Raw genomic sequence first — 12,109 nt, forward strand, 5'->3', positions numbered from 1 at the left:
GCTGGATTACACCATGCTATTTCTTCGGTTGGGAAGCAGTCGAGTTCGCAATCTTTACCATTTCTTCTAATGGTAGACTCCCAAACAGCTCAAACTCAACACCATTGTCCAACCAAGTCAATTTTCTAGATTCTTGGATCTCGGTCAATACTGCAATGGTTGGTTGTAGATCTACTAGAGAACTATCTAACGGAAGATGTGTTTCCAATGAGTTTGGAGAGCGCTGAATCAAAGTAAATGGACTTTTACCATCATACCTCATGATAATAATCGGGCCATCAGCACCTTGAATTGTCTGGGAATCATATAGTTTTGTCTCGATTGGAATGTAACTAGGAGTAACAGATTGGATATCTGTTGGAGCAGAAGTGCTAGGTTTTTGTTCTCCTTTTGGCACATTCTGATCTGTCGCAAAAAGATTTTTTTCTAGTTTCGTACCTTTTTCAAACTTACTAAACTTCATAGAGATTACAGCTTCTTGGTTTTCGTTTAATACCTCTACTGACTTTGGTTGATACTTCTCATTTAGAACCACTTTTTGCTTCGTCCAATTTTGATGAAGCGGATTTTTAGACGTTATCTCAAATTGGTAACCTTGTTCTGTTTTTTCCATGTTCCGCTTTTCGTCTTGGATTACACTTTGCAAGATGGTCTGATACAGATAGACCTGTCCACTATTTTGTGGCCAATCACTCTGAAATCGGAAACTTTTATTCAAATGAGGTGTAACAACAAAAACTCCATCCTCATTTTTTAGAATGATCTGTTTTATATTCTGTTGTTTATTTGTTAGTTCCACCCGATAAAAATTGGGTTTTAAGTAAGCCACTTGAACATCTACTTCTTGGGGTTGAGTAGAAGTTTTAATCGTAAGTGTCCCTTCACTACGATATGATTCTACTGATTTCAACTCTTTTTGCAAATCGCTTACCACATCTGACGCACCTGTACTACAACCGCTCAGAACAAGGGACAGAATAAGACATATCGACAGCAACCAACGCACATGAATTCCTCCTCGTCATTTCCCAGGAAATATTGTCAGGAAATGCAGAAACGACTTTGACCCTCTCTTGTCGAATAACGGATTCCAATTTTTCTGCTTGAAGAATTTGCAGGATCTCTCTAATCTAGCTTTCTATCCGTTACTTCCTGTTGAACATGTTCCATCTAAATCGCTTCCAAATCCTTATTTCCTTTATATGGAATTGTTTTGATCGTTCGTTTTCTTTTACTGACTGTGCCAGCATACGGTTGTCCCCCTACCGTGATAAATTTATATGACTGCTTGTATTCAAAAAGACCCATAAATGAAGCGTTTCGAAAACTACTCGGTTTTTGCACAAAAAAATACTTCTTATCTTGATTGATAGAAGTATTTCATACACCTTTTCTGTTATCGCTATTCATTCCAAACTCGTTGCTCTAAAATTGCAAATGCAACTGCGTATTCATGACTATGTGTGATGGTTAGGTGGATGGTAGCAGGTTTTCTTTCCGTCTTTTCCCATACTATTGACGCTATCGAAACAACTGGTTGCCCTAGCTCATTAGGTAATATCTCGATATCCTGAAATGCAATAAATCTACCAATCCCTGTACCAAACGCTTTGGAGATTGCCTCTTTTGCTGCGAAACGCCCACCTAAAAATTCGCTTTTCTTTTTCTTTTTCTCATAAATCGCTCGCTCGCTAAAGGTCAATATCTTACTAGCTAGTGCATCCTCACCTACTTGCACAATCCTTTTTAATTCTACTAGATCGGTTCCAATCCCTAAAATCATCTGTTCACCTAATCTCTACCATGTAAAAAAGGATGCTTACTCTTACTAGCATCCTTTTTCTATATTATTGCTGGGTTTGGGTGTAAAGTCCACTTTCCACAATCTTTCTTGGAAGAGTAGGCGAGAACTCTCGTAATTCTTGAGTTAATCGTTCTACCATCGCAGGATTGGTTGCATAGAAAGAGACGGTTCTTCCTCCTAGCTGAATAGTTGGTTCTGGATAAGTCCACTCTCCCACTTTGATCCAGCTCTTTGGTAACATTCCTGGGAACCAATTGTCATATACAATGGCCAATTGCGTCCCTTTCTTTTTTGTAATCTCTTCGATAAAAGAAGAATTGAAACGTCCCTCTGCACGAGCCATCGCAACATCCAAACTTGCCAAGCCTGCTAAATCGACCAAGTGAATATTAGTGTAATAGGAAATGGCACCAATATCATTGGCGGCTACTACATCATTGTAATGATACTTTTGAACAAACTTAGCCATTTGGATCTGTTGCATAAAAATTTCATCTGTTCCTCGTTTCATCGGTGGAACTTGTACAGATAACAGAATAAGGGACAAGATCGTAATGACAACTCCAGCTCGTAATCCTAGCCCTTCTACTGTCCGAAGTTCAGTATCCCTTTTTTGATACTTGATCAATTCAATCACTAGTTTGTATGCACCTAATAAAAGAACTAACAACAGAAGCAGTTGGTAATGGAAATAGTAGCGGAAGTAAAGATTATAGAACCCTGTAAATTGCATATACAAATAAGCGTAAATCAAGAAGCTAACGGACATTACATTGATACGATCTACAAAGCGCTTGTTTAACCAAGTCCGTAGACAAACAATCAACAAGATTGCCATCAGCGAAAATAGACTCAGTTTATCAAATGCAATCGCTTGTAACCCTTCACTTGCATAATCCCAAAAACTTTGTAAGGAGTTAATTTCCGGCCGATTCCCTTTCACGATCAAGGTAATCGGTACAACTGGCCATCCTTGAAACCAGGAGTAGACTCCAAAGACTGCAATCCCGAGTAATGAACTAAGTCCAAGATAGATAGCATACATATATCGACGACTCACAAAAAAGAACCAGAAACATGCAATCAAGACCAAGAAAGCACCCTCATAACGAGTCGTTACCAACAACATCGCAATGAGAAGTAACAACCAATCTTGTTTTTTATTGGTAAGTACTTTTTGAGGAATCATCGTAGCTGCTAGATAGAAAAATAGGACAACTAGAATTCCTTGTGTTAGATGTTCCATTCCTGTAAATATGAGGTTGTAAGTATTGTTAAACAGGACGAATATCATCAGTGCGAAGAAAATATAGACTTCATTTAATTGCTCTTTTTTTAGGATTCGGTAGAGAATCCAAAGCAGAATGATTCCTTCTACGAAGTTTAGAATCAGAGGTACAAACGTATTCACATCGATCAGATAGAACCCCGCCAAGATCAAAGACCAAAAGACAGAAGAAGAGGCTGAGGTAAACTCATGGGCAGTCACTCCCCAGACACCCTGCGTTACAATATTTTTGGAAAGTGCCATATGAATATAGGCATCATCTACTGAATAGATCCATCTCCCACCATTTTGATGATAGGAATAGAGGAATAGATAAAGAAAGATACCTATAAAAAATAGTAATGGAATAAAAAAGGACAATCTTTTTTTCAGCATAATAACCTCCACCAAAGATAGTAGATCCATCAACATTAGGACTATGTATACTTTCACATTTTACAGTGAAATAATTCAAATAAAAGAAACCATTTCTGTCTATTCCTCAAACGGAAACACAAAAAGAGCCTCCACGAGACTCTTTTCATTTAATCTTATTTATTTACGCTTTGCAATGAATAGTTTTGACCATATTTCTCTGCAATCTTTGCCAACTTCTGCGAAATCTCTTCTTTTAAGTCAGGACGTACCATCTGAATGTAACTTGCGTTCCCTAGAATATATTGCCAGAAATTAGGATGATTCTCTCTATTTTCTGCATCGAGTCCCTTTTTCTCCACATTATGTAGTAATGCTCGGAAGTTTCGCAATCTCTTACGATCTAAGCTAGGCTTCTCATTGACTACTACTCCTGTCACTCGTTGACGACCAGATGAGCGAAGTACCCTTGTCTTTTTTTCGTTGACTTGGAACCCTTCTGCTTGGACGATCTTTCGAATAGTGCCGAGCATTTTTCCAATCTGTTGCTCCGAATCACCACTGCATGAGAAAGTGAGATCATCTGCATAACGAGAATAAGTAAAGCCACGTTTGCTTGCCAATTGAGCCAGTCGTTCATCTAGACGTAGGCAAAGCAGGTTCGTGATGGCAGGACTGGTACATGCTCCCTGTGGTAGTTGTCTCTCTTCGATGGAGATATAGTATTTTTTCCCTTGAAACTCTATTTCTCGATGGGGTGGTTCGGTACAAAGTAGTGCTAGTACCGTACTAACCTCTCCACTATATCCAAATGATCGGAATAAGCCTCGAACTCTTGGAAAAGTGATCGACGGAAAGAAGTCCTGTAAATCCAATTTGACAACTACTTGCTTTCCTACATGAGGCAAGGCGTTGTCTACTGTACTTTTACTCGGTACAAAACCATACGCTTGAGAATGTACTTTGAGATGATCCAGAATCTCTTGCTTAATCCAAGATTGAGCTTGCCGTAGTTCTGACTTAGGAGACGAGATCTCTCGCTTGCCTCCACTTTTTTTCGGAATAGTAAATCGATGATAATGGGAAATAGTTGCCGTTTTCCGGTGATAGGTAAGCCATTTCAGACGTGAAAGAGATACTCCCATCTCTTCTGCCAAATGAAGAGAGCCACGTAGAATAGGCAATTGTTGAGAAATCAGTTTTTCCTCTTCGTATTCCTGATCTTCGAGATGACTCGAAACATTTTCCCCTACATGAAGAATATGTGTGTCACGATACTCTTGCCATTTTCTTTGGCGCTGTGCTAAAGCTTCTTCTCGTTCTGCTTTTCGCTTGGCTCTTCGTTCTTTGCTTTCTTTGATCCGTTTGGCTCTCGCTTGCCGTACTAGCGTCTTAACATCTTCTAGTTTGGCATTTTCTTGTTGGAACTTTTCTAGCTGTTGACTCAATTCTTGGTATTCTTGATCTAATTCCCGCTTCTTCTGATACTCTTCTACCGTTAGCGTTTTTTCTGTCCAGAATCCCAGCCGGATCATCTCTTTCCGGACAAGATTCCCTTTGCCGCCTTCTTCCCGCATCTTTTGTACCCATTCTTCCCGGGACAATGGCTGTACTTCTTCGCTAGGGTTATTTGCCGACATTCACTCTTCCTCCTCTCTAGTTGTTGGCTTGTCGAGATTTGATCATGACTGCCAAGATATGCTCGCATGGCCCTTGCATCAAGCGATTCGTACGATAGAAATAGCAATTGCATGACGCTTTCTCCATCTTTCCATCTCTGTCTAAATCAACAGATACTTCGAATGGTCGTTTTTCGCCTTTAAGTTTACCAGCCCAATTCATTTTGCCATCCAATTGTGGATCTGCTGTCAGTTCCAGAAGTGCCTCACTAGCAAGTAGCTCTTCTGCTTTTTTCTCTTTTGGATTGGTATACTTTAGCTCGTCCATTGGAAGCGGATCTCGTGTCAGTTCACGTAATCGATATTTTCCAATCTCCAAGTCAAACATCACTCGACCAGCACTACAAAGCTGTTTTAGTGCCGCATGGACTTTTTCGATAGATAGACGAGTAGAGGCTGCTAGCTCAGAGTCCGTAACAGTCTTTTTCTGTTTCAGCTGAGAAAAGACCAATGTACTTTCTAGTGGAGATACTTCTGCTGTAGACCCCGTTAAAAGATCAAATTGTCCTGCTCCAGCCCAGTCATTGCGAGTCCATCCTGACAGACCGAGAGTAAAGCTGAGTGCTCCCAAGTCGACAACATAGAAGCTAGGAAGTCCCGTTCCTAATAAATGGACTGTTACTTTTTTGGCTAATGGTAGCAATCTCTCTAAGAGAAAGAGACGTCGACGTCCCCAAGTACGAATCACTTGTTCGGTATCCCCTGTATAGATCGAGTCAAAGAGTACCAGTTCTTCGTTCCATGGTTCGATTACCAAGCGAACTGGCTGACCTGGAGTGAGGATAAACTTCAATGATCTTGGGCTTTTTCGCTCACGATTCTTCCGCAAGAAGGAACAGATATTGTATAAGTCAATAGGTCGCATATCAAAGGAGTGAGTTGGCAGGGACATTGCCGATTGGACTTGTAAAAAGCCTCTTACCCAACTACTTGGTACGTCAATTTTTTTCTCTTTGTATACTTCGCGTCCTTCCGTTGCTACCTCAAAACCAGAAGGATCTACTTGAAAGTCGGTTGGGCGATAAGTTCGCATCCGTTTTAACTCATTTAAGAGGGAATCGGAAAAATCAATATTGGTTGTACCATACTGAAAATCTTTTACATCTTGGAACAGTTCTTCGTGGACGGCTAAACGACCATAAGAAGATTCATCTAGTGAGAATGCCTCAAAGAAGACTTGGTCTGGCGCAACCGTAATAACAGGATCCAAAACATACCAACCTTGCTTGTCCACTTCGTATAACCAGTTGAAATACCGTCTTTGTGCTTGATAATAGTCCGTTAAATATTTCGTACGTTCTTGGTCGATCTCCCGCAATCTGGCCTGGGCACTCTTAATTTGAGCCGCCACCTCATTTTTTCTCTCTACTGCATCGGCAATATCTAACAAATATTGTTCTTTAACCCAAGCCTGATATTGAGAGTGATCCTTTGGTTTATAGTTAAGATCCGAGACAACTACATCACGAAGAGCAATCATTGCATCCCGATAACGTAGGGGATCTGCAATCTTTCCACGGAAATAAGTAGGTTCACGACCTAGATCCGGTGCAAAGTCGACTGTCGTCTGTCCATTGTGATGACGTACTCCGCTCGACTTGGCGTATGTTTGCTGAAAAAGCATCTATTTTCCTCCTAACGTACCGTAATAGGGGTTGGAATCTCGGGATACATCGCTTGAATCTTCGCGATGGAATAAAGGATTTTCTCCAAATCTCGGCGTTCTTGAATAGCTGCTAGATCAGTGAGAATCGGGATAATCAACCTTGCGAGCGCTTCTTTTTGTTCTGCTAACTGAAGCAGATGAGCTAACATGATCTTTTTCGCTTTCCGCCCTGCATGAACTCGGAACAACACAGTACGGATAAAGCGATCTAGCTCTTGAAGCATTGATTCGGTACACTCTACTTTGGTCCATAAACTACAAGCATACTCTTGGACAACTAAATCGGTACTTTCACTAGCTCGCATCATCAACTCTACTAAATCGAGCTGATCCTCATGTTCTGCTACCAATTTCATCGCTTCTTTTTGGATGTCGGAGCGTGCTGTATCCAAAAGTCCATAGATCAGCTTGGGAGACAATTGTTTTATATCTAATTCTCGGAAATAAGAAAACATCCATTCTCTCGTATCATCCCAGTCTGTCTCTGCTAGGCTAACTAAGAAGTCAGCATCATACTGGTCGATATTTTTGGCAATGCAATCTCTCGCCACTTGTCTAGTCAATAGCAGACGACTATGAGCCAATTCTAGTAATTGTGCTTCGGTAAAATCGTCAGGATGCGGATCGATCAGTTGAAGAAGTCGTGCACCAAAGTCTTGAAGCCCTGCTTCATCGCTTCCTACCAATCGCAAAACTTTATGCAAGGAAGTCGACGCAAGTTCTGAAAAGAACAATGTACCGAGCAAGACTTCTCGAACAAACGTACGTACTCCCTCATCGAGATCACGCTGTAACATACGAACCCATAGTTGTTGGATCAGCTCTTGGCCAAACGATGCTGCCCATAAAAGGCGATCTGTAAAAAATTGAGTAGCAAAAACCTGATGTTCTTCACCAGAAATGGTAGCGAAAGAAGCAAGAAACGGTACATCCAATCGCAAGCTAGCAAAGTGTAGATGTAAAAAGTTCCTCACTGCAAGGCGCACTGCTTCCAATGGGTGAGCAAAATAAGGGAGAAGTTCATTCCCTGTCATTTCTCTTGGATCTAGGTAACGGAACAAGAGAACTCCAAGATTCTGTAGTACTTCTTGATCAGAATCAAGCATTCCGCTAGTCAAATTCCAGTCGGCTACTTCTGGTAGGAATAGCTCTCCGCTCTCCTGTAAGAAGCTATTCCAGTCTGCCACCACGTCTTCTGATACAGCATCATCGGACGAGATATAGGTTACAAATCCACGTATAAATAATTGGAGCTCTTCTTTCGAAAGGTTTTGTAACTGCTGATTTAAGTAAGAGAAAGCAACTTTACGGATCTCTGGATGAACATGCAAGGAGAACCTACAAAGTAAATCAATGTCTGTTTCGTTGGTTTTTGCACGTTTGTTTAGAAGTGCTTTCGCTGCAAAAAGCTGTTTGGCCGAAACCGACGAAGCTAGTAAACGGAACAACAATTCATCTTCTAATCCTAATACTAAGTCGGCATGACCTAATTCCAATGCTTTTCTTGCAAAATCAACGATCGCCGCTACTTCCGAATGCTCTAAAATCCGGAGCAGTTGATCAGGACGCTGATCCCAAAGTTCTGGAAAAGCCTCTTCACGAGTGGCGGAAACATCGACGTCCCCTTTAACTATGTGAGCTGAACTACCAGTAAATCTATAGCGTTGTTCTTTGCTCTGATGGTAGAGAACACGCATTAAGGTAAGCACTGAACGATTTATATCTTCTGGCTGATATTGAAGGAGGAGTTCCGTAGCAAATGGGACATAGTGACAAGAACCAGCTTTTCCTAATTTGCGTAGCGTACGCCAACTCCGACGTTGTAGGTAATAATGAGTTCTGGATGTATAGACACTGTCAAACGAATCACTTCTCGGTTTCCAACTTGGATGAAGCCCCTCTACATGCAGATTGTAAACCGATTCCACATCAAAACGATAAGCTAGAGTAGCCCATATCTCTGCGTTATCTAATCGTTTCTCTACAGATTTATAAATCGCTTTTAGGTAAGGAAAAAAACGAACGGAGGACTTTGTAAGAGAATACTTTGTCTGATTAGTACGTGACGTGATAAATGGAGTTGCATATAAATGAGTTGCATAGTCTCCCAGCCATGTTTCTTGGTTGTTCCAGTCCTGTGAAAGACTTTTCATATGATCTAAAGACTTGTAGCTTAAAATTCTCTTTAATCCTTCTCTTGCAAGAGTCGATGGATGCAAGTAGAGAGCCCAGAGCCAAGATGCATCTTTTTTGCGCAAATGACCTTCAAATGATTTCCATACTACTTTTCCGTTCTTATCTTTTTGTTGATAATTAGAAAAGCTAAACGCAAACTTCTCTAACTCCTCTAGAAAAGCCGGATCTTGATCGTCTAATAACTTCTGTAAGGAAGCAGGGAGAGGAGTTTTCCCCTCATCTAATTCCCACCATGCCGGTTCGATGTTGCTTTTCGACAATTCGGTGTCCTCCTTTATATAAAAAACTCCTGAATCCGCTTAAGTCCAAATAGATTTATTTATCCAGTTACTAAGAAAATTATAGAAGTGTATGAAAACAACGTCAAGGAAACGTACAACTTTTCCGAACATACTTTCGGTGATAAATAGAAAAAAAATCTCCCCCTTAGGAGAGATCCACATTCTGCTATGTAAGTCCACTTTCTTCCTATCCGAACCGGTGATGCCACTGAACAGCACCCGTCTACGGGGGCTACCTGTAGAGAGCAGCTACGCTTACTTAGGATCTCTACAGGTAGCCCCCGTAGACGATAGGTGCTGCCTAAGTAGCGCAGTGCCGGTTGAAGTGAAAACAGCTTGAGAGCATGCACGGCGTAACGCCGTACGAGTTGCTAGACTTTCATAGCCGAACTTATGTACTTATTGTTCTTATGTTTTTCATTATAAAGAATAATAGAAAAGATGGCAAGAAAAAAATAATCTGATCTCATTTCCATAGAAAGAGACCAGATTATTAGCGAAAAATCTATGCTAACCAATTGGTGTGGAAGACACCTTCACGATCTAGGCGTTGATACGTATGTGCTCCAAAGTAGTCACGCTGTGCTTGTAATAGGTTAGCAGGAAGTCGTTCACTGCGATAGCTATCAAAGTAAGCTAAGGCACTAGAGAATGCAGGAACTGGCACTCCATATTGAACAGCAGTAGCGATCACATCGCGCCATGCCGACTGATACTCTTGTACAATACCTTGGAAGTAAGGATCCAACAACAAATTAGCCAGCTCTGGATTTCGATCATAGGCGTTTTTGATGTTTTGCAAGAATTGAGCACGAATGATACATCCTCCACGGAAGATCATCGCAATCTCTCCCAATTGCAGCTTCCATCCGTTCTCTTTAGACGCTTCTTGCATCTGTGCAAATCCTTGAGCATAGGAACAAATTTTGGATGCATAGAGGGCTTTACGGATTTTCTCTACCAATACTGCTTTCTCTTCCGCAGATAGTTCTTTGCGCTCTGGTCCTTGCAAAATCTTACTTGCTTGGACACGCTCTTCTTTCATCGCAGAAATAATCCGCGCATAGACCGATTCCGTAATGATTGATAGAGGCACTCCTAGGTCAAGAGAGCTTTGGCTTGTCCATTTTCCAGTACCTTTTTGACCTGCTGTATCCAAGATCACATCCACTAAAGGAAGACCTGTCTGTTCATCTTTTTTACGGAAGATATCAGCTGTGATCTCGATTAGATAACTATCGAGCTCTCCTTTGTTCCACTCTGCAAACGTCTCATGCAATTCATCGGCAGACATGCCCAAAAGATCTTTCATCAGCGCATACGCTTCACAGATTAACTGCATATCTCCATATTCGATCCCGTTATGTACCATCTTCACGTAATGACCTGCGCCATCTGGACCGATATAGGTTGTACAAGCATCTCCTTCGACTTTCGCAGAAATCGCTTCAAAGATCGGAGCTACTAGTGCATGTGCTTCTTTTTTCCCACCAGGCATGATCGATGGCCCTTTTAGTGCTCCTTCTTCTCCACCAGAGACTCCTGTTCCGATGAAATGAATTCCAAGAGACTCCAATTCACGACTACGGCGAATGGTGTCTTCGTAGAAGGTATTTCCTCCATCGATCAGGATGTCTCCTTCATCTAAATGCGGTAGAAGTGTCTCGATGGTAGCATCTGTTGCTGCTCCTGCTTTGACCATCAGCATCACCTTACGAGGCTTTTCTAACGACTCCAGAAACTCTTCAACAGTATAAGTACCTACTACATTTTTTCCTTTTGCTTCTGCCATCAGTTCATTGGTCTTCTCTGGAGACCGGTTAAACACCGACACAGTATATCCACGGCTCTCTACGTTAAGGGCTAAATTTTTCCCCATCACAGCAAGTCCGATTACGCCAAAATCACTTTTTTTCATGCTGATCCTCCTTCTCTCCTAGATCAGAGAGTATATAGTCCCCATTCCCTAAATCATCCACTACTTAATCTGAGAATTTCATCCAATTTCATACATCAGTCATCGTTCATTATTTCGCAAACATTACAAACTTGCAATGAATCTAGGGGAAAATTTGCAAAAAAGAAAAAAACACTTTCACCAACAGCATGTTCATGCCCAAATATGTTTGTTCCTATGATTAAGATTTTTATTGCCATTCAATAAAACAAAAATCTGATAATATGAGAAGAAGAAGCATCTTATCTATCACTACTATTATTATTTAGAGGTGATTTCTTATTACGATCTACGACCTAAAGTCACGTTTTCAAGACTTATTGCGTCCCTTGGTACGGAAAATCGCCAATTGGGGGGTCACCCCAAATCAGGTAACCTTATTTGCACTGGCTTTATCTATTGCTACTGGAGTTCTGCTCTTCTTTTATCATGAACAAACCATTGTCTTTGCCATTATTCCAGTCATACTCTTTGTCCGAATGGCACTAAATGCAATAGATGGAATGTTAGCCAGAGAGCACGATCAAAAGACACCTCTTGGTAACATATTAAATGAGCTAGGTGATGTAGTAGCGGATGCAGCAATGTATCTACCATTTGCTTATGTTGTGGGAGTCAACCCAATCCTGATTGTGCTAATTGTCTTATTTAGCATCATTAGCGAAATGACCGGAATATTAGGAGAAGTAATCGGAGCAAGCCGGCGCTACGACGGCCCGATGGGAAAAAGTGATCGTGCTTTTCTCTTTGGTCTTCTTTCCCTGTTGCTAGCTATTGGAGTATCGCTACAAGGCTGGGGAACTTATCTACTTGGTCTCGTCCTTATTCTTCTCTTCGCCAATATAGGGAATAGAATCTATCAAGCATTAAAGGAGATCGCTTAA

At 41.2% G+C, this 12,109-nt stretch carries 9 protein-coding genes; 1 reads left to right on the top strand and 8 read right to left on the bottom strand.

The genetic code is table 11. The features are described from left to right. Positions 1-16 precede the first annotated feature (16 nt). From VJ09_RS09020 to gndA, 8 genes are all read right to left on the bottom strand, one after another. The gene (locus tag VJ09_RS09020; RefSeq protein ID WP_044641160.1) at positions 17-1,006 is read right to left on the bottom strand and encodes a LolA family protein; all 990 of its coding nucleotides are present in this window, start codon (positions 1,004-1,006) and stop codon (positions 17-19) included. Between the two features lie 164 nt (positions 1,007-1,170). Further along, positions 1,171-1,344 carry a hypothetical protein gene (locus VJ09_RS18445; protein ID WP_154662354.1) on the bottom strand — a complete coding sequence of 58 codons (174 nt, stop codon included), beginning with the start codon at positions 1,342-1,344 and terminating at the stop codon, positions 1,171-1,173. 58 nt (positions 1,345-1,402) lie between these two features. Beyond that, entirely contained in the window at positions 1,403-1,783 is a 381-nt protein-coding gene (gene acpS, locus VJ09_RS09025; protein WP_044641161.1) for a holo-ACP synthase, read from the bottom strand. Positions 1,784-1,847: 64 nt separating this feature from the next. Beyond that, on the bottom strand, positions 1,848-3,467 hold the full coding sequence (locus VJ09_RS09030; RefSeq protein WP_044641162.1) for a hypothetical protein: 1,620 nt from the start codon (positions 3,465-3,467) through the stop codon (positions 1,848-1,850). Positions 3,468-3,622: 155 nt separating this feature from the next. Next, entirely contained in the window at positions 3,623-5,086 is a 1,464-nt protein-coding gene (locus tag VJ09_RS09035) for a reverse transcriptase family protein (protein WP_044641163.1), read from the bottom strand. A 16-nt stretch (positions 5,087-5,102) separates the two neighbouring features. Continuing rightward, positions 5,103-6,749, bottom strand: a complete 1,647-nt coding sequence (locus VJ09_RS09040; protein WP_044641164.1) for an SWIM zinc finger family protein — start codon at positions 6,747-6,749, stop codon at positions 5,103-5,105. Between the two features lie 11 nt (positions 6,750-6,760). Continuing rightward, a complete protein-coding gene (locus tag VJ09_RS09045; RefSeq protein ID WP_044641165.1) occupies positions 6,761-9,247 on the bottom strand; it encodes a hypothetical protein in 2,487 nt (828 codons plus the stop codon). Between the two features lie 526 nt (positions 9,248-9,773). Then, positions 9,774-11,186: an NADP-dependent phosphogluconate dehydrogenase gene (gene gndA / locus VJ09_RS09050; protein WP_044641166.1), complete on the bottom strand. Its 1,413-nt coding sequence runs from the start codon at positions 11,184-11,186 to the stop codon at positions 9,774-9,776. A gap of 368 nt (positions 11,187-11,554) precedes the next feature. Between gndA and VJ09_RS09055 the strand changes: the two genes are divergently transcribed. Further along, positions 11,555-12,109: a CDP-alcohol phosphatidyltransferase family protein gene (locus VJ09_RS09055; RefSeq protein WP_230199109.1), complete on the top strand. Its 555-nt coding sequence runs from the start codon at positions 11,555-11,557 to the stop codon at positions 12,107-12,109.

Origin of the sequence: Risungbinella massiliensis (assembly GCF_000942395.1) — a bacterium.
GTDB classification, from domain to species: domain Bacteria; phylum Bacillota; class Bacilli; order Thermoactinomycetales; family Thermoactinomycetaceae; genus Risungbinella; species Risungbinella massiliensis.

Excerpts from the sequence above, each read along its gene's own strand:
- acpS (WP_044641161.1), bottom strand. The coding sequence starts at position 1,783 with ATGATTTTAGGGATTGGAACCGATCTAGTAGAATTAAAAAGGATTGTG.
- VJ09_RS09030 (WP_044641162.1), bottom strand. The coding sequence starts at position 3,467 with ATGCTGAAAAAAAGATTGTCCTTTTTTATTCCATTACTATTTTTTATA.
- VJ09_RS09035 (WP_044641163.1), bottom strand. The coding sequence starts at position 5,086 with ATGTCGGCAAATAACCCTAGCGAAGAAGTACAGCCATTGTCCCGGGAA.
- VJ09_RS09040 (WP_044641164.1), bottom strand. The coding sequence starts at position 6,749 with ATGCTTTTTCAGCAAACATACGCCAAGTCGAGCGGAGTACGTCATCAC.
- gndA (WP_044641166.1), bottom strand. The coding sequence starts at position 11,186 with ATGAAAAAAAGTGATTTTGGCGTAATCGGACTTGCTGTGATGGGGAAA.